This window comes from Paraburkholderia nodosa DSM 21604 (assembly GCF_000519185.1).
GTDB classification, from domain to species: Bacteria; Pseudomonadota; Gammaproteobacteria; order Burkholderiales; family Burkholderiaceae; genus Paraburkholderia; species Paraburkholderia nodosa.
This window is the reverse complement of sequence record NZ_JAFA01000023.1, coordinates 56,550-73,105: the sequence shown is the minus strand read 5'-3', so window position 1 is coordinate 73,105 and position 16,556 is coordinate 56,550. Positions and strand designations below refer to the sequence as shown.

Genomic DNA, 16,556 nt, shown 5'->3' with positions numbered 1-16,556 from the left:
TGCTGACGCAATTCGAATGCCGCGGCGCTCGTGCGCGAAGGCGGCTGCGAGCGTCAGCGCCGCGGGAAATCAGGGGTTCCAGTGGACGAAGTTGCGATAGACGCGCAAGCCTGCAGCGGCGCTCTTTTCCGGGTGGAATTGGGTGGCGAAGATGTTATCCCGCGCCACTGCCGAGGTAAAGGCCGCGCCGTACGGCGTTTCGCCCACGGTGTGCGCCGCATCCGCCGGAACCACATAGTAGCTGTGCACGAAGTAGAAGAAGCTTTCGTTGGGCACCCCGTCCCACAGGGCGTGCGCGCGCGCCTGGCGCACGCGGTTCCAGCCCATTTGCGGGACCTTGAAGCGCGAGCCGTCGTCCTGCAACTGGCCTTCCAGATCGAAGCGCACGACCTTGCCGGGCAGCAGGCCCAAGCCCTTCGTGTCGCCTTCCGCGCTCCAGTCGAACAGCATTTGCTCGCCCACGCACACGCCCATGAGCGGCTTCGTGCGCGAGGCTTCGAGGACGGCGTCCTGCAGGCCCGACTCGGCGAGGCTGCGCATGCAGTCTGGCATTGCGCCCTGCCCCGGCAGCACCACGCGGTCGGCAGCACGGATCGCCTCGGGATGCTCGACGATGGCCACGTCGGCTTCCGGCGCGGCCTGCCTCAGCGCCTGGGCCACCGAACGCAGGTTGCCCATTCCATAATCAACAATCGCAATTGAAGTTTTCATCTCGAATCCGGCCTGCTCAAAAGGCCCTGCCCCTGGCTGTGTGGGCGCATGTGCGCCGCGATATGCCCTGATCTGCCTTCGAAGCCGTCAATGTACGCCAGTCGGCGCGTGCAAGCCCATAAGCCGAACGGCTAATGTGGCGCGCATGCCGCATGGGGGCGATGGCCCCGGCGCGCCGCGCCCGAAGTCCTGCTCAGGCACGCCCCGGCACAGTGCGCGCAGCGCGGCCCGCCTCCCGGTCGGTGAAAGCGTCGATTAGAGGCTGCCCTTCGTCGACGGAATCTTGCCCGCCTGACGTTCGTCCAGTTCGGCGGCCTGGCGCAGCGCGCGGCCGAATGCCTTGAACACCGTTTCCATCTGATGGTGCGCGTTGAGGCCGCGCAGATTGTCGATGTGCAGCGTCACGCCGGCGTGGTTCACGAAGCCGCGGAAGAATTCGATCGACAGGTCGACGTCGAACGTGCCGATGCGCGCGCGCGTGAACGGCACGTGGAATTCGAGGCCCGGACGGCCCGAGAAGTCGATCACGACGCGCGAGAGCGCTTCGTCGAGCGGCACATAGGCGTGGCCGTAACGGCGAATGCCCTTCTTGTCGCCAATGGCCTGCGCCACCGCCTGGCCGAGCGTGATGCCGACGTCTTCCACCGTATGGTGGTCGTCGATATGCGTGTCGCCATGCGCCTCGATGTCCAGATCGATCAGACCGTGTCGTGCGATCTGGTCGAGCATGTGGTCGAGAAACGGCACGCCGGTCGCGAGCTTTTGCTCGCCGGTGCCGTCCAGATTGAGTTTCACGCGGATTTGCGTTTCGCTGGTGTTGCGAACGACTTGCGCGACGCGCATGGCAATTTCCTTCAAACAGCCCGTAACAGGAGAGTGGGAGAACGAAGCTTCGGCTTAATGGAGCACGAGCTTCAGGGCAGCGAGCAATTGCGCGTTTTCGTCGGGGGTGCCAACGGTCAGGCGCACACAGTTCGCAAGCAATGGGTGCATTTTACCCACGTTTTTGATCAGAATCCGGGCAGACAGCAGCGTGTCAAAAACCGCCGCCGCATCGGGCACGCGCACGAGCAGGAAATTGCCCGCGCTTTCGAACACCTGGGCGCCCGGCAGCTTCGCCACTTCGGCGGCCAGCGTCGCACGTTGCGCGCGCAGCTGCGCGGCCTGCGCATCGAGCACGTCGACATGGTCGAGCAGCAGATCCGCCGCCGCCTGCGTGAGGACATTCACGTTGTAGGGCGGGCGCACCTTGTCGAACTCGTTGAGCCACGACGCACGCCCGGCCAGATAGCCGAGGCGGATGCCCGCGAGCCCGAGCTTCGACATCGTGCGCATCACGACCACGTTGTCGAACTCGCCCGCGCGCGGCATCCAGCTTTGCATCGCGAACGGCTGGTAGGCCTCGTCGATCACCACGAGGCTCTTCGCCTGCGCAGCCGCCGCGATCACGCGCTCGATGTCGGCGTCGTCGAACAGCGTGCCCGTGGGGTTGTTCGGGTAAGCCAGCCAGATCACGGCGGGCGTGTGCTCTGCGATCGCCGCGAGCGTCGCTTCGAGGTCGAGCGTGAAGTCGCTCTTGAGCGGCACGCCGACGAACTCCAGCTGCGCAAACTTCGCCGACATCGCGTACATGACGAAGCCCGGCACCGGCGCGAGCACCTTCGCGCCCGGCTTCGCGCACGCCATGGTGATCATGCTGATGATCTCGTCCGAGCCATTGCCGAGCAGCACGTCGCAGTCGGCCGGCACGCGCATCGTCTGCTTGAGCTTCGCGATCAGCGCCTCGGGGCGCGGCGCGGGATAACGGTTGAGCGCGACTGCCGCGAGGCGTTCGCCCAGTTGCGCGGCAAGGTCGGCGGGCAGGGCAAACGGGTTCTCCATGGCGTCGAGCTTTACGAAACCGGAAGCGTCGGGCACGGGGTAACTCGTCATCGCGAGCACGTCGCGACGGATGATGTCTTGTGGTGTCGTCATGTCGAAAGGCGGCTCGCGAAAAGCGGGGGCGCCGGCACGGGCAGCTCGGCGAGCCGGCTGCCCTGGTTATCGTCGTGGTCTCTGCTGCGTGCGGGTCAAACTGAAGGTCTAACTGCTGCGCCCCGCGCACTCGCGGGGCTTGCCGCCGCACCGCGTCTCCATGCTGCGCGACGGCTCACTCAACCGGTTTCTGCGAGTCGCGAGGCGTGCCTTACACCGGCTTCATGCGGAATTCGGCGCTGCGCGCGTGGGCTTGCAGGCCTTCGCCGTAGGCCAGCTCGGCTGCGATCTCGCCGAGCGTTTGCGCGCCTTCCGCGCTCACCTCGATGAGGCTCGAGCGCTTGATGAAATCATAGACGCCAAGCGGCGACGAGAAACGTGCGGTACGAGACGTAGGCAGCACGTGATTCGGCCCCGCGCAGTAGTCGCCGAGGCTTTCGCTCGTGTAGCGGCCAAGGAAGATCGCGCCCGCGTGGCGGATTTCGGCGCCCCACTTCTGCGGCTCCAGCGCCGAGATTTCGAGGTGCTCCGGCGCGATCTCGTTGGCGATGGCGCAGGCCTCGGCCATGTCGCGCACCTTCACGAGCGCGCCTCGGTTCGTGAGCGACGTGGCGATGACTTCGGCGCGCGGCATGGCGGGCAGCAGCTCGTCGATGGCGTCTTCCACGCGCTTGATGAAGCCCTGGTCCGGGCACAGCAGGATGGACTGCGCGAGCTCGTCGTGCTCGGCCTGCGAGAACAGGTCCATGGCCACCCAGCGCGGATCGGTCGTGCCGTCGCAAATCACGAGGATTTCCGAGGGGCCCGCGATCATGTCGATGCCGACCGTGCCGAACACGCGGCGCTTGGCCGAAGCGACATAGGCGTTGCCCGGTCCGCAGATCTTGTCGACGGCCGGAATCGTACTCGTGCCGTACGCGAGCGCCGCCACGGCCTGCGCACCGCCGATCGTGAACACGCGATCGACGCCGCCGAGCAGCGCCGCCGCCAGCACGAGAGGGTTCTTCACGCCGTCGGGCGTGGGCACGACCATGATGATTTCGCGCACGCCCGCGACCCGCGCGGGAATGGCGTTCATCAGCACGGACGACGGATACGCAGCCTTGCCGCCGGGCACATAAAGGCCCACGCGGTCGAGCGGCGTAACCTTCTGGCCAAGCACGGTGCCGTCGGATTCGGTGTATTGCCAGCTATGCGAGCCGCATTCGATGCGCTGCTTCTCGTGGTAGCCGCGCACGCGCGCCGCCGCCGCTTCGAGCGCCGCGCGCTGCTTGGGCTCGAGGCTTTCCAGCGCCGCTTCGAGTTCGCTGAACGGCAGCTCGAGCGCCGCGACGCTCGGGGCGGCAAGGCGATCGAAGCGATTCGTGTAGTCGAGCACGGCGGCGTCGCCGCGCGCCTTCACGTCCGCGAGAATCTGCGCGACGGAGCGCTCGATGGCCTCGTCCTCGCTCGCCTCGAAGGCGAGCACCGCGTGCAGCGCCTTCTTGAAGCCTTCGGCGCTGGAATCGAGTTTGCGCATCGTGATAGCCATGCTGGTATCCATCCGTTACGTTGTGCGCGCCACGCCTTTTGAGACGCACTGCGCGCGGGGCGGCGCGTGATTGCGCCGGCCCTTCGCTTCTACTCTGTCAGCTCGCCTGCATGCCGCGCGACGCGCGTTCGAACGCGTCGATGATCGGCCGCAGCGCGGCGCGCTTGAGCTTGAGCGCCGCCTGATTCACGACGAGGCGCGACGTGATCTCCATGATCTCCTCGACCTCGACCAGATTGTTCGCGCGCAGCGTGCCGCCCGTGCTGACGAGGTCGACGATCGCGTCGGCGAGGCCCACGAGCGGGGCGAGTTCCATCGAGCCGTACAGCTTGATGAGGTCGACGTGCACGCCCTTGGCCGCGAAGTGCTGGCGGGCGGCTTCCGTGTACTTGGTCGCCACGCGCAGGCGCGCGCCCTGGCGCACCGCATTCGCGTAATCGAAGCCGTCCTTCACGGCCACCGAAAGACGGCAGCGCGCGATGTCGAGATCGATCGGCTGATACAGGCCGCCGCCGCCGTGCTCGTTGAGCACGTCCTTGCCCGCCACGCCGAAGTCGGCCGCGCCGTACTCCACGTAGGTGGGCACGTCGGTCGCGCGCACGATGATCACGCGCAGATTCGGGTCGGTGGTCGGCAGGATCAGCTTGCGCGAGGTTTCCGGGTCTTCGGTCACATGCACGCCCGCCGCGGCGAGCAGCGGCATCGTCTCTTCGAAGATGCGGCCCTTCGAGAGCGCAAGCGTGAGCGGCGCGCTGGCCGCGGCCGCCGGCGTGGGCCTCGACTCGACCGTGCTCATGCCGCGCTCCCCTTGATCCGCTTCACGTTCGCGCCGATCTTCGTGAGCTTCTCTTCCATGCGGTCGTAGCCGCGGTCGAGGTGATAGATGCGATCGATCAGCGTTTCGCCGTCCGCGCACAGGCCCGCGATCACGAGGCTCGCCGAGGCGCGCAGGTCGGTTGCCATCACCTTCGCGCCTGAGAGCTTCTCGACACCGGCGACGAGCGCCGTCTTGCCGTCGATCGTGATGTGGGCGCCCAGGCGGTTCAGTTCCTGCACGTGCATGAAACGGTTTTCGAAGATGTTTTCGACCACTTGCGAGGTGCCGTCCGCGATCGTGTTGAGCGCCATGAACTGCGCCTGCATGTCGGTCGGGAACGCCGGGTATTCGGAGGTGCGCACGTTCACGGCGCGCGCGCGCTCGTGCATGCGCACGCGCATCCAGTCGTCGCCCTCTTCGATCGTCACGCCCGCTTCGCGCAGTTTGTCGGTGACGGCGTCGAGGATGCGCGGACGCACGTGGCGCAGCGTGACGTCGCCGCCCGCGGCCGCGACCGCGCACAGGAACGTGCCCGCTTCGATACGGTCCGGAATGACGGTGTGGTGCGCGCCGTGGAGCTTGTCCACGCCCTGGATCACGAGGCGGTCCGTGCCGATGCCTTCGATCTTCGCGCCCATCGCCACGAGCAGGTGCGCGAGGTCGCCCACTTCGGGCTCGCGCGCGGCGTTCTCGATCACCGTTTCGCCCTCGGCGAGCACGGCGGCCATCAGCAGGTTTTCCGTGCCGGTGACCGTGATCATGTCGGTGACGATGCGCGCGCCCTTCAGGCGCTTTGCGCGCGCCTCGATGAAGCCGTGCTCGATGTTGATCTCGGCGCCCATCGCCTGCAGGCCCTTGATGTGCTGATCCACGGGGCGTGCGCCGATCGCGCAGCCGCCCGGCAGCGACACCTTCGCCTCGCCGAAGCGCGCGACGAGCGGCCCGAGCACGAGGATCGACGCGCGCATGGTCTTCACGAGCTCATACGGTGCGACGAGGTTGTTGACCTTCGAGGCGTCGAGCTGCACGCGCGCGCCGTTCTGCTCGGTACGCACGCCCATCTGGCCAAGCAGCTTGAGCGTGGTGCGCACGTCCTGGAGGTCGGGCACGTTGTCGAGATGAACGGGTTCCGCGCTCAGAAGGCCTGCGCAGAGAATGGGCAGCGCCGCATTCTTTGCACCGGATACAGCCACTTCCCCTGCGAGCTTCTGCCCGCCGACGATGACGAGTTTATCCATGCCTGAGGTTTCCTGATCGGTGCGGCCGGCTTGCGGGGTCGCTTGATGTTGAGCTGCGCCGCTCGCGGCGGCGTCTTTGTCCTGGGTGATTCGCACTGAGATTCCAGATTATGCGTTCTGCCATTCGGCGGGCGTGAGCGTCTTCATGCTGAGCGCGTGGATTTCCTCGCGCATGCGGTCGCCGAGCGCCGCGTAGACGAGCTGATGGCGCTGGATCAAGCGCTTGCCGTCGAATGCTGAGGAGACGATGGTCGCGAAGAAGTGCTGGCCATCGCCTTCGACTTCGAGGTGCTCGCACGCGAGCCCTGCCGAGATGTACTGCTTGATCTGTTCCGGAGTCGGCAACATGAGTATGGCTCCTGCTTAGTGACGCAGCTTGTACCCGCTCGCGAGCAAACGCATGGCGAGCGTGGCCAGCGCCACGAAAAACACGAAAACGATCGACAGGCTCACGAGCGGGTTGATGTCGGACAGGCCGAAGAACCCGAAGCGGAAACCATCGATCATGTAGAAGAACGGATTGAGCCGCGACACTTCGCGCCACAGGGGCGGCAGCGTATGCGTCGAATAAAACACGCCCGAAAGAAACGTGAGCGGCATGATGAGAAAGTTCTGAAACGCCGCGAGCTGGTCGAACTTCTCCGCCCAGATCCCGGCGATCAGGCCGAGCGTGCCGAGGATCGCCGAGCCGAGCACCGCAAAACCGAGAATGTAGAACGGCGCGGCGAAGCTCATCGGAATGAACCAGATCGTCACGACAAACACGCCCGCGCCAACGGCGAGGCCGCGCACGATCGAGGCGAGCACATAGGCGCCGAACATCTCCCATGCAGCGAGCGGCGGCAAGAGCACGAATACGAGATTGCCCGTGATCTTCGACTGGATCAACGACGACGAGCTGTTCGCAAAGGCGTTCTGCAGCACGCTCATCATCACGAGGCCGGGAATCAGGAAGCTCGTGTACTCCACGCCCGGATACACCTCGACGTGGCCGCGCAGCGCATGGCCGAAGATCGTGAGATAGAGCAGTGCGGTAATGACGGGCGCAAGCACGGTCTGGAAAGCGACCTTCCAGAACCGCAGCACTTCCTTGTAGAACAGTGTACGGAAACCGCTCATGCGAGACCCTCGACCACTTCAGGACCGTTCATCACCTGCACGAAGACATCCTCCAGATCGGCCTTGCGCACTTCCACTTCTTCGAGCTTGCAGCCGTTCGCGCGGCACTTGGCCAGAATACGCTCCACGTCGTCGTAACTCGCGAGGCGTAGCAGATGCTGGTGTGCGCTGGCGCCCGCCGGATCGACTTCGAGCGCACGCAGATCGCTCGGCAGCACGCCTTCCGAGAAGCGCAGGAACAACTGCGTGCCGGCGAAGCGCTGCAGCAGCGCACTCGTGCGCTCGAGCGCGACCATCTCGCCGCGCCGGAGCATGGCGATGCGGTCGCATAACTGCTCGGCTTCTTCGAGATAGTGCGTGGTGAGCACGATGGTGTGCCCTTCGCGGTTCAGGCGCGCGATGAACTTCCAGAGCGTCTGGCGCAGTTCCACGTCCACGCCGGCGGTAGGTTCGTCGAGCACGATCACGGGCGGCCGGTGCACGAGCGCCTGCGCCACGAGCACGCGGCGCTTCATGCCGCCGGACAGCGCGCGCATGTTCACGTCGGCTTTCTCTGTGAGATCGAGATTGGCCATGACTTCGTCGATCCACGCGTCGTTGTTGCGCAGACCGAAGTAGCCGGACTGGATGCGCAGTGTCTCGCGCACGGTAAAGAACGGATCGAACACCAGTTCCTGCGGCACGACGCCCAGGCTGCGGCGAGCGTTGCGGAAGTCGGCGACGACATCGTGGCCGCGGACGGCGATCGAGCCCTCGTCCGCGCGCGCGAGGCCGGCAAGAATGCTGATGAGCGTCGTCTTGCCCGCGCCGTTCGGGCCGAGCAGCCCGAAGAACTCGCCGTCTTCGACCGTGAAGCTGACGCCCTTGAGCGCCTGAAGCGACTTGTAGCGCTTCTTGACGTTACGGATTTCTATGGCTGGCATGACTAATACGCCGCCCGTTTGCGAACGGTGCGGCTCAAGAGTGCATCAATGCTGCGGGGAAGACCGGAATTGGGGACGGCTTACGAGGCCGGCTTTGCTGTCTCAGTGCACGCTTATTACATACCAAGCGGTGCTTTTTGCGCCGAGGCAGCGCCCAAAAAACGGTTGATTATAGGCCAAGTCGGAAAGCGCGGCCTGGCCTTGGCGGGGAACGGCGTCGGCCCGGCAGTGCGGCGTTACACCGCTCGAACGCTAGCGTCCGGCCAGGCGACGCGGGTCAATGTCGCTCGTTGAGAAGCGAATCGACGCCGTAGGCGCGCGCGAGAGAGGCGAGCGCGGGGGGCATGTTGAGCACAGCGAGGGAAGCGCCGCGCTCACGCGCGGCGCGTTGCCAGGCGATCAGCACGGCGAGCGCCGATGAATCGAACTGGGTGAGCGCCGCGCAGTCTACGGCGGTTGCGCCCGCCGAGATCTGCGCGTACCCGGCCGAGAGCGCTGCTTTTGCGCTCTCGTGGGTCAGGTTGGCGCCGGTGGCGAAACGCTCGCTCACGAGGTCGCCTTGCCCGATGCGAGTTGCTGGTTACGCTGCGTGAGGAACTGGATCAGGCCGTCCACGCCGCCTTGCTGGATCTTTTCCTGGAACTGCTGCTGGTACGCCTGGATGAGCCACGCGCCGAGCACGTTGATGTCATACACGCGCCAGCCTTGCGGCGTCTTGTAGAGGCGATAGTCGAGCTCGATCGGCTGGCCGCCGTTCATGACCGTCGAACGGACCACGACGTCGGTGTCGTCCGGGTTCGCGCGGAACGGCTTGTACTGGATCTGCTGGTCGCGCACCTGGGCGAGCGCGCCCGAGTACGTGCGGATGAGCAGCGTCTTGAACTGCTCGATGACCTGTTGCTGCTGCTCCGGCGTGGCGGTGCGCCAGTTGCGCCCCATCGCGAGCTGCGTGGTGCGATGGAAGTCGGTGTACGGCAGGATCTTTTCGTTCACGAGCAGCGTGATTTTGCTGATGTCGCCGGACTGGATGGTCTTGTCACCCTTGATCTGGCTCATGACCTGCTGCGTGACCGTCTGAACCATTGCGTCGGGATTGCTGGTGTCTACCGTCTGGGCGAACGCACCGCCGGCAAACGAAAGAAACATGGCGAAAAACGGGTACAGAAAGAATTTTTTCATATCGAGTCCTGCTAGTAGGGGGACATTGCCCCGTTGGAGCCAACGATATCACGCGAGATCTATCTCGCTATGTCAAAAACTGCCAGCAAAGTGCGACAAGCGTTTCTGCTTGTTACGTCAGACGTATATGTCAGACGAACGCTCCGGCGAGGCGTCGCGCCACGCCGGAGCGCAGCGCTCAGTGCAGACGCAGCATGCTCGGGAAGCCGATGCGCGCGGGCGGGATCATCTGATCGCCCGGCACCGTGGTTTCCGACGCGCCCACGGGCGCCGCGGCGCCAGCCGGACCTTCCAGCGTTGCCGGGGCGGTGGTTGCGCCGTTGGGGTTGGCGGGCGCCATGCTGGCCGCATTCGGCGTGGCCGCAGGCGCAGTGCCCGATGCGGGGACCGCCGCACCGGCCGCCGCGCCCTCGTCGGTGTCGTCGTACTTCGGCAGCGGCGCGCCATCGCCGTAATCCGGCAGGTTGCTGTCAGACGACGCGCGGCCGTCCGAAAGCAGATAGCGGCGGCGCTGCAGATAGGCGTTGCGGATGAACGAGTACTTGTCGATCGCCGCGCCTTCGAGCAGGTCGCTCGCGCCAAGCAGGTTGGCGCGCGTGCTCACCACGTTCAGGCCGTAAAGGCCCCACGACAGCGCGGCCGGATCCACATAGGTGAGCGGATTGATGAAGTAGTTGGGCACGAGGCCCACGCCGTCACGCACCGTGCTCGGACCGAACAGCGGCAGCACGAGGTACGGGCCGGGCGGCACGCCATAGTGGCCGAGCGTGAGACCGAAGTCCTGGTTGTGCTTGGGCAGCTTCGCGAGCGTCGCGACGTCGAACAGGCCACCGAGGCCGAAGACCGTGTTGATCACGATCCGCATGATGTCCTCGACACCATCGGTGATCTTCAGCTGCAGGAAGTTGTTCGCCGCGTTGTACACGTCGCCGATGTTCGCGAAGAAGTTCGTTACGCTGTCGCGCACGGGCTGCGGCGTCACCTTCACGTAGCCCTGCGCCACCGGCTTGAGCGCGTACGTGTCAACCTTGTCGTTGAACGTGTACACCGTGCGGTTGAAGCCTTCCCACGGATCTTCCTTCGACGGCGTCTGCACCGTCGAACAGCCCCCGAGTGCAAGCGCTGCGACGCCAATCGTAATGGCGCGCATGCGTATGGTCGTCATTCTTTTTCTCCTTCTTATTGGGCCGCCGAAGCCGCCGGTGCCGCCGAAGCAGCCGGTGCCGGTGCCTGAGCCGGTGCGGGCGCGGGTGCGGCAGCAGGCGCCGCGTCCGTGCTCGCGCCGCTGGACGGCTTCGCGGCGCCCGAATCGGCCGCCTTGCTATAGAGGAACTGGCCGATCAGGTTCTCGAGCACGATGGCCGACTGCGTCATCGAAATGGTGTCGCCGGCCTTGAGCATCTCCGAATCGCCGCCCGGCTCGAGGCCGATGTACTGCTCGCCGAGCAGGCCCGACGTCAGGATCTTCGCGGACGTGTCCTTCGGAAACTGGTACTGCTGGTCGAGGTTGATCGTCACCAGCGCCTGATACGTGTTGGAGTCGAAGCCGATCGACGCCACCCGGCCCACGGTCACGCCCGCGCTCTTCACCGGCGCGCGCGGCTTGAGGCCGCCGATATTGTCGAACTTGAGCTTCACCGGGTAGGTGGACTGGAACGACAGCGAACTCATGTTGCCGGCCTTCAGCGCAAGAAACAGCAGCGCGATAAAGCCCAGCACCACAAACAGACCGACCCAGAAGTCGAGAGCATTCTTTTTCATCGTCATCCCAATGAGAATCCATTGCGGCGTCGCTCCTGTGCGCGCCGCGCGGCCGGGTCACTGCCCGGCGTCTTTAGCTGAACATCAGCGCGGTGAGCAGGAAGTCGAGGCCGAGCACCGCGAGCGACGCGTACACGACCGTTTTGGTGGTCGCGCGCGACACGCCCTCGGGCGTGGGCTTCGCCTCATAGCCCTGATAGAGCGCGGTGAACGTCACGGCGAAGCCGAACACGATGCTCTTCATCACGCCGTTGCCCACGTCGGTCCAGACGTCCACGCCGCCCTGCATTTGCGACCAGAACGCGCCGGCGTCCACGCCGATCAGCAGCACGCCCACCACGTAGCCGCCCAGAATGCCGACTGCGCTGAAAATAGCCGCGAGGATCGGCATGGCGATCACGCCTGCCCACATGCGCGGCGCGACCACCACGCGCACGGGGTCGACCGCCATCATCTCCATGGCCGTGAGTTGCTCGCCCGCCTTCATGAGGCCGATCTCAGCCGTGAGCGAGGTGCCCGCGCGGCCCGCGAACAGCAGCGCGGTGACGACGGGCCCGAGCTCGCGCACGAGCGAGAGCGCGACCAGCAGCCCGAGCGCCTGCTCGGAGCCGTAGCGGTTGAGCGTGTAATAGCCCTGCAGCCCGAGCACGAAGCCCACGAACAGGCCAGACACGGCAATGATCAAGAGCGAATAATTACCGACGAAGTGGATCTGCTTCGTGACAAGACGCGGCCGGCGCAGCAACGGGAAGAATTCGAGGACGAGGCGCACGAAAAAGCGCGTGGCATGCCCCGCGCGCGCGATCGTTTCGAGCACGGTGCGCCCGATCGAGCTGATGGCGCCGATCATGAGCGGCCTCCGCCAATGCCGAAGTCCGCTTCGAGCGGCAGGTTCGACGGGTAATGGAACCGGAACGGGCCGTCCGGCGCGCCGTCGATGAACTGGCGCACGATCGGGTCGGTCGAGGCGCGCAGCTCGGCGGGTGTGCCCTGCGCCTGCACCCGGCCGTTCGCCATGAAGTACACGTAGTCGGCGATCGCGAACGACTCGGGCACGTCGTGCGTGACGAGGATCGAGGTTGCGCCGAGTGCGTCGTTGAGCGTGCGGATGAGGTTCGCGGTGATGCCGAGCGAAATCGGGTCGAGACCCGCGAATGGCTCGTCGTACATCATCAGCTCGGGGTCGAGCGCGATGGCGCGCGCGAGCGCCACGCGCCGCGCCATGCCGCCGGAAATTTCCGAAGGCGCGAGGTCGCGCGCGCCGCGCAGGCCGACGGCGTTGAGCTTCATGAGCACGAGGTCGCGGATCAGCTCTTCGGGCAGGTCGGTGTGCTCGCGCAGGGCGAAGGCGACGTTCTCGAACACCGACATGTCGGTGAAGAGCGCGCCGAACTGGAAGAGCATGCCCATCTTGCGGCGCAGGGCGTAGAGGCCGTCGCGCGATTGCGCGCCGACGTCCTGGCCGCCGAACAGCACCTGGCCGCGCTGGGCGCGAACGAGGCCGCCGATCAGACGCAGCACTGTTGTTTTTCCGCCACCGGAACCGCCCATGACTGCCACCACCCGACCGCGCGGGAAGCGCATGTTCAGGCCGGACAGGACGAGCCGGTCGCCGTAGCCGAAGTCGACGTCGCGCAGCTCCAGTAGGGTCTCAGAGGTTGAGGGCACGTGGCTGACAGTCCATTTACACGAAGGCGGGATTATAGGGCCATCGTGGAAAACCTGCCGTGACGCCCCTGGTCCCGCCGATGTAAGCCGCAATCGCCCGCTGCTGCGGGTTGCGGCCCCCTCGGCCTCGGGTCGCGCACGCGGCGCAGCCCGAAGCCAGGGCGGACCATTATTGCGTAAACGCGTTGCGCAATGCAGCAACCGCGGCAGCCGGGTCGGCCGCCTCGGTCACGGCGCGCACTACCGCTGCGCTGCCAGCGCCCGTGGCGAGCACCTCGGGCAGCACATTGCCGTCGATGCCGCCGATCGCCACCATCGGCACGACGCCGTCCAGCAGCTTCACGTAGCGGGCGAGACGCGTGAGGCCCTGGGGCGCCGTGGGCATCGCCTTGGTCGTGGTGGCGAAGACGGCGCCGCACGCGAGGTAGCTCGGACGGAAATGAAGCGCCGTGAGCATCTCGAAGTAGCCGTGCGTCGAGAGGCCAAGACGCACGCCGGCCGCCGCGATCGCGCCGAGGTCGGCTTCGCGCAGATCTTCCTGGCCGAGGTGCACGCCATAAGCGCCGGCCGCGACGGCCTCCTGCCAGTGATCGTTGATGAAGAGCTGCGCGTCGTGCTTGCGGCCCGCCGCGACGCAGCGCTCGATTTCGCTCGAGAGCGCCGGAGACTTCGGCTGCTTGCTGCGCAGCTGCGCCGTCTTGACGCCGTAGTCGAGCACGCGCTCGACCCAGTCGGCCGTGGGCAGCACCGGATACAAGCCAAGCTTCGCGGGACACGGCGCGAACGGCTGCGCGGGCGCGGCGGGCAAGCCCAGCACGCGCGGAAAACGCTCGATGTCGACGGGCCAGGCGTCGGTCTGCTGCTCGTCGCCGTCGCGCCAGGCGAGCGCGAGCACGAGCGCGTCGTGCGGATCGAAGCCGCAGTCGAGGAACGCCGCCAGCGCCGGAATCCAGTCTTCCGCCAGTTCGCCCTCGAGCGCGTAGCGCTCGCCGCCCAGATGCAGCGTGGCGCGCGCCGCCTTCGGGTTTTCGCCCGCGGCTTCGATCACGCCCGCGCCGTCGGTCATCCAGCGCGCGATGTTGGCCAGATGCGGCGCCGCGTCGGTCACGATGATCAGATCGCCGCCGTTGGGGGCGTCCGGCGGCGTGAGACAGATGCGCCACGGTGCGTGCGTGGGCTGCCAGTCGCCCAGGCGCGCGCGGATGCGCTCCGCCGTTTCGGTGAGTTCGTCGGCGGGCGGCCAGAACAGTTCGCGGTCCTGCAGGCGCAGCGTTTCAGTCATCGCTTGTCTCCATCCTGGTGCCAGAAAGGCATGCCGACCACGGGCGTGCTGGCGACCGCCGCTTCGCGCTCGGCCATCGGTCCGGCGAGAAATGCGGCGCGCCCCGCCTCGACGCCCAGCGCGAACGCGCGCGCCATCGCCGCGGGGTGCGTGGCCTGCGAAACGGCCGTGTTGAGCAGCACGCCGTCGAAGCCCCACTCCATCACCTGGCACGCGTGCGAAGGCACGCCCAGGCCCGCATCGACGATCAGTGGCACGTCGGGCAAGCGCTCGCGCAGCACGCGCAAGCCGTAGGGGTTGATCACGCCCTTGCCGGTGCCGATCGGCGCGCCCCACGGCATGAGCGCCTCGCAACCCGCGTCGAGCAGACGCCGGCCGATCACGAGATCCTCGGTGCAATACGGGAGCACCTTGAAGCCATCCTTCACGAGGCGCGACGCGGCCTCGATCAGGCCGACCGGGTCGGGCTGCAGCGTGTAGTCGTCGCCGATCAGTTCGAGCTTGATCCAGTCGGTTTCGAAGACTTCGCGCGCCATGTGCGCCGTCGTCACCGCCTCGTTGACGGTGAGACAGCCGGCCGTATTCGGCAGGAGCGGCACACCGTGGCGCTTGAGCAGGTCGAAGAAGCCAGCCTCGGCGGTGCCCTCGTTCATCTGGCGGCGCAGCGCGACGGTGATCATGCCGGGGCGCGCGGCGGCCATCGAGTCGGCGAGCGACTGCAGCGACGGATAACGCGACGTGCCGAGCAGCACGCGGCTCGCGAAGGTTTCGCCGTAGAGCGTGAGCGTGTCGGCGGTGGATGTGGTGGTCATGGGTAGGAATCCTTGGCGGTGTCGTGAACGCGCTTGCTATACATGCGATGCGCGCAACCGGTGGCTTGGGCGAGCGAGGCTCAGCCGCCGGCCACGGGGCTCACGACGTCGAGGCGGTCCCCCGCCTGGAGCGAGCGCGCGCCATGCTGGGTGCGAGCCACGAAATCGCCGTTCAGCGCGACGGCGAACGGCGGACGCGCGCCGAATGCGGCGAGCGCATCGGCGACAGTCGCGCCCTCGGGCAGCGTGATCGGCTTCTGGTTGATATGAATGTCCATGGCAAATACGTTCTCAAACTGCGGATTGTTTCTGGTGCGGCGTCAGGCCGGCTCGTGCGCGCCCTGCGCGTGCAGCATGTCGCCCCAGCGCGACGCGCGGCGCAGCGCCTCGAAGGAATCGGCATCGCTCACGCGGGCGTCGAGCAGCGCCTCGGCGAAGCGCGCGGCTTCGTCGGCGACTTCCGGCGCGATCATGAAGCCGTGCCGATAGAGGCCGTTCACGCGCAGCGTGGTCTTGCCGTCCCAGATGAGCGCCGGGCGGTGGTCGGGCAGCGTCGGGCGGCACTGCGTGTTCAACTCGAGGATGCGCGCCTCGCCGAACGCCGGATGCACCGCAAACGCCGCGCTCAGCAGTTCGAGCGCCGAGCGCACGCTCACGGGCGAACGGTCCTCGCCTTCGATCTCGGTCGCGCCGATCACGAAGACATCGTGTTCCTTGGGCGCGATATAGAGCGGATAGCGCGGATGCAGCAGCCGCACCGGGCGCGTGAGCGTGATGCCCGGCGCGTGCACGCGCGCGACTTCGCCGCGAATGCCGCGCAAACCCGGCAGCGAAGGTTTGGCGCCCAGCCCGCGGCAGTCGATCGTCACGCGCGCGGGCGGCGGATTGGCCTCGTCGACCGTGGTGTGCCAGTAGGTTTCCACGCCGCGCGTGGCGAGCCCCGCCGCCAGTGCGGCCAGGGCCTGGCGATTGTCGAGCTGGCCTTCGCCTTCGAGCAGCCAGCCGCGCGCGAAGCGCCCGGCGAGCGCCGGTTCGGCGGCGTCGAGCTGCGCACCGGCGAGCGCGACGAAGTTTGCATCGGTGAGCGAACGCGGCGCGTTGGCGCGCACGCGGCGCTCGAAGAGCGGCGCTTCGGTGCGATCGGCGCTATGCCAGACCACGAGCGTGCCGTTGCGCTGGAAGAACACGGGCTCCGGCAGCTCGGCCAGGATGCGCGGCCAGGTTTCGAGCGACGCGACGCCGAGCTCGGTGATGAGCAGTTCGGCGACGGCGGCCTCCGCGAGCGGCGCAAGCATGGCCGCCGCGACCCAGGCCGCGGCTTCGCCGCCTTCGGGGCCGCCGCGCTCGTAAAGCGCGACGCGATGGCCCTCGCCGGCCAGACGCCATGCGACGAGCCGGCCGCTCAGGCCGCCGCCGAGCACGGCGAAGTCGGGCACGCTGCCCACGTTATGGGTGCGGGCGCGGCTCATGACGACGCTCCGTCACGCAAGGCGAACGCGATAAGAATCGGGGAACAAAGAGAATAGGCGGTCATCGTATCC

General features: G+C 66.7%; 19 protein-coding genes. All 19 read right to left on the bottom strand.

The window, feature by feature from the left end; genetic code table 11:
* Positions 1-69: 69 nt before the first annotated feature.
* Positions 70-711, bottom strand: coding sequence for an imidazole glycerol phosphate synthase subunit HisH (hisH, locus tag A3CW_RS0128390; protein WP_028206574.1), 642 nt, complete (start codon positions 709-711; stop codon positions 70-72).
* A 255-nt stretch (positions 712-966) separates the two neighbouring features.
* Positions 967-1,554, bottom strand: coding sequence for an imidazoleglycerol-phosphate dehydratase HisB (gene hisB, locus A3CW_RS0128385; RefSeq protein ID WP_028206573.1), 588 nt, complete (start codon positions 1,552-1,554; stop codon positions 967-969).
* Between the two features lie 54 nt (positions 1,555-1,608).
* Positions 1,609-2,685, bottom strand: coding sequence for a histidinol-phosphate transaminase (gene hisC / locus A3CW_RS0128380; protein WP_028206572.1), 1,077 nt, complete (start codon positions 2,683-2,685; stop codon positions 1,609-1,611).
* A 211-nt stretch (positions 2,686-2,896) separates the two neighbouring features.
* Complete coding sequence (gene hisD / locus A3CW_RS0128375) at positions 2,897-4,216, bottom strand: histidinol dehydrogenase (RefSeq protein ID WP_028206571.1); 1,320 nt, start codon at positions 4,214-4,216, stop codon at positions 2,897-2,899.
* A gap of 97 nt (positions 4,217-4,313) precedes the next feature.
* Positions 4,314-5,012, bottom strand: a complete 699-nt coding sequence (hisG, locus tag A3CW_RS0128370) for an ATP phosphoribosyltransferase (protein ID WP_028206570.1) — start codon at positions 5,010-5,012, stop codon at positions 4,314-4,316.
* Complete coding sequence (murA, locus tag A3CW_RS0128365; protein ID WP_028206569.1) at positions 5,009-6,271, bottom strand: UDP-N-acetylglucosamine 1-carboxyvinyltransferase; 1,263 nt, start codon at positions 6,269-6,271, stop codon at positions 5,009-5,011. The genes hisG and murA overlap by 4 nt, the downstream gene beginning before the upstream one ends.
* Positions 6,272-6,379: 108 nt before the next feature.
* Complete coding sequence (locus A3CW_RS0128360) at positions 6,380-6,619, bottom strand: BolA family protein (RefSeq protein WP_028206568.1); 240 nt, start codon at positions 6,617-6,619, stop codon at positions 6,380-6,382.
* A 15-nt stretch (positions 6,620-6,634) separates the two neighbouring features.
* The gene (locus A3CW_RS0128355; RefSeq protein ID WP_028206567.1) at positions 6,635-7,390 is read right to left on the bottom strand and encodes an ABC transporter permease; all 756 of its coding nucleotides are present in this window, start codon (positions 7,388-7,390) and stop codon (positions 6,635-6,637) included.
* A complete protein-coding gene (locus A3CW_RS0128350; protein ID WP_028206566.1) occupies positions 7,387-8,313 on the bottom strand; it encodes an ABC transporter ATP-binding protein in 927 nt (308 codons plus the stop codon). Before A3CW_RS0128350 ends, A3CW_RS0128355 begins: the two co-directional genes overlap by 4 nt.
* Before the next feature lie 277 nt (positions 8,314-8,590).
* Positions 8,591-8,863, bottom strand: a complete 273-nt coding sequence (locus tag A3CW_RS0128345) for an STAS domain-containing protein (RefSeq protein WP_028206565.1) — start codon at positions 8,861-8,863, stop codon at positions 8,591-8,593.
* A complete protein-coding gene (locus tag A3CW_RS0128340) occupies positions 8,860-9,492 on the bottom strand; it encodes an MlaC/ttg2D family ABC transporter substrate-binding protein (protein WP_028206564.1) in 633 nt (210 codons plus the stop codon). Before A3CW_RS0128340 ends, A3CW_RS0128345 begins: the two co-directional genes overlap by 4 nt.
* 178 nt (positions 9,493-9,670) lie before the next feature.
* Positions 9,671-10,657 carry an MlaA family lipoprotein gene (locus A3CW_RS0128335; RefSeq protein ID WP_028206563.1) on the bottom strand — a complete coding sequence of 329 codons (987 nt, stop codon included), beginning with the start codon at positions 10,655-10,657 and terminating at the stop codon, positions 9,671-9,673.
* 14 nt (positions 10,658-10,671) lie between these two features.
* Complete coding sequence (mlaD, locus tag A3CW_RS0128330) at positions 10,672-11,253, bottom strand: outer membrane lipid asymmetry maintenance protein MlaD (RefSeq protein WP_028206562.1); 582 nt, start codon at positions 11,251-11,253, stop codon at positions 10,672-10,674.
* A 73-nt stretch (positions 11,254-11,326) separates the two neighbouring features.
* Complete coding sequence (gene mlaE, locus A3CW_RS0128325) at positions 11,327-12,103, bottom strand: lipid asymmetry maintenance ABC transporter permease subunit MlaE (protein ID WP_028206561.1); 777 nt, start codon at positions 12,101-12,103, stop codon at positions 11,327-11,329.
* On the bottom strand, positions 12,100-12,921 hold the full coding sequence (locus A3CW_RS0128320; protein ID WP_028206560.1) for an ABC transporter ATP-binding protein: 822 nt from the start codon (positions 12,919-12,921) through the stop codon (positions 12,100-12,102). Before A3CW_RS0128320 ends, mlaE begins: the two co-directional genes overlap by 4 nt.
* 169 nt (positions 12,922-13,090) lie before the next feature.
* Positions 13,091-14,203, bottom strand: a complete 1,113-nt coding sequence (thiE, locus tag A3CW_RS51310; RefSeq protein ID WP_081771850.1) for a thiamine phosphate synthase — start codon at positions 14,201-14,203, stop codon at positions 13,091-13,093.
* On the bottom strand, positions 14,200-15,015 hold the full coding sequence (locus tag A3CW_RS0128310) for a thiazole synthase (protein ID WP_028206559.1): 816 nt from the start codon (positions 15,013-15,015) through the stop codon (positions 14,200-14,202). Before A3CW_RS0128310 ends, thiE begins: the two co-directional genes overlap by 4 nt.
* A gap of 80 nt (positions 15,016-15,095) precedes the next feature.
* Positions 15,096-15,293 (bottom strand): sulfur carrier protein ThiS, encoded by a 198-nt coding sequence (gene thiS, locus A3CW_RS0128305; RefSeq protein ID WP_028206558.1) that lies wholly within the window; start codon positions 15,291-15,293, stop codon positions 15,096-15,098.
* Between the two features lie 42 nt (positions 15,294-15,335).
* Entirely contained in the window at positions 15,336-16,484 is a 1,149-nt protein-coding gene (locus A3CW_RS0128300; RefSeq protein ID WP_028206557.1) for an FAD-dependent oxidoreductase, read from the bottom strand.
* Positions 16,485-16,556: the final 72 nt, after the last annotated feature.

Coding starts and splice junctions, on each gene's coding strand:
- thiS (WP_028206558.1), bottom strand. CDS start 15,293: ATGGACATTCATATCAACCAGAAGCCGATCACGCTGCCCGAGGGCGCG.
- hisH (WP_028206574.1), bottom strand. CDS start 711: ATGAAAACTTCAATTGCGATTGTTGATTATGGAATGGGCAACCTGCGT.
- thiE (WP_081771850.1), bottom strand. CDS start 14,203: ATGACTGAAACGCTGCGCCTGCAGGACCGCGAACTGTTCTGGCCGCCC.
- A3CW_RS0128340 (WP_028206564.1), bottom strand. CDS start 9,492: ATGAAAAAATTCTTTCTGTACCCGTTTTTCGCCATGTTTCTTTCGTTT.
- A3CW_RS0128360 (WP_028206568.1), bottom strand. CDS start 6,619: ATGTTGCCGACTCCGGAACAGATCAAGCAGTACATCTCGGCAGGGCTC.
- A3CW_RS0128310 (WP_028206559.1), bottom strand. CDS start 15,015: ATGACCACCACATCCACCGCCGACACGCTCACGCTCTACGGCGAAACC.
- A3CW_RS0128335 (WP_028206563.1), bottom strand. CDS start 10,657: ATGACGACCATACGCATGCGCGCCATTACGATTGGCGTCGCAGCGCTT.
- hisD (WP_028206571.1), bottom strand. CDS start 4,216: ATGGCTATCACGATGCGCAAACTCGATTCCAGCGCCGAAGGCTTCAAG.
- A3CW_RS0128300 (WP_028206557.1), bottom strand. CDS start 16,484: ATGAGCCGCGCCCGCACCCATAACGTGGGCAGCGTGCCCGACTTCGCC.
- A3CW_RS0128355 (WP_028206567.1), bottom strand. CDS start 7,390: ATGAGCGGTTTCCGTACACTGTTCTACAAGGAAGTGCTGCGGTTCTGG.
- hisG (WP_028206570.1), bottom strand. CDS start 5,012: ATGAGCACGGTCGAGTCGAGGCCCACGCCGGCGGCCGCGGCCAGCGCG.
- mlaE (WP_028206561.1), bottom strand. CDS start 12,103: ATGATCGGCGCCATCAGCTCGATCGGGCGCACCGTGCTCGAAACGATC.
- A3CW_RS0128350 (WP_028206566.1), bottom strand. CDS start 8,313: ATGCCAGCCATAGAAATCCGTAACGTCAAGAAGCGCTACAAGTCGCTT.
- murA (WP_028206569.1), bottom strand. CDS start 6,271: ATGGATAAACTCGTCATCGTCGGCGGGCAGAAGCTCGCAGGGGAAGTG.
- hisC (WP_028206572.1), bottom strand. CDS start 2,685: ATGACGACACCACAAGACATCATCCGTCGCGACGTGCTCGCGATGACG.
- mlaD (WP_028206562.1), bottom strand. CDS start 11,253: ATGAAAAAGAATGCTCTCGACTTCTGGGTCGGTCTGTTTGTGGTGCTG.
- hisB (WP_028206573.1), bottom strand. CDS start 1,554: ATGCGCGTCGCGCAAGTCGTTCGCAACACCAGCGAAACGCAAATCCGC.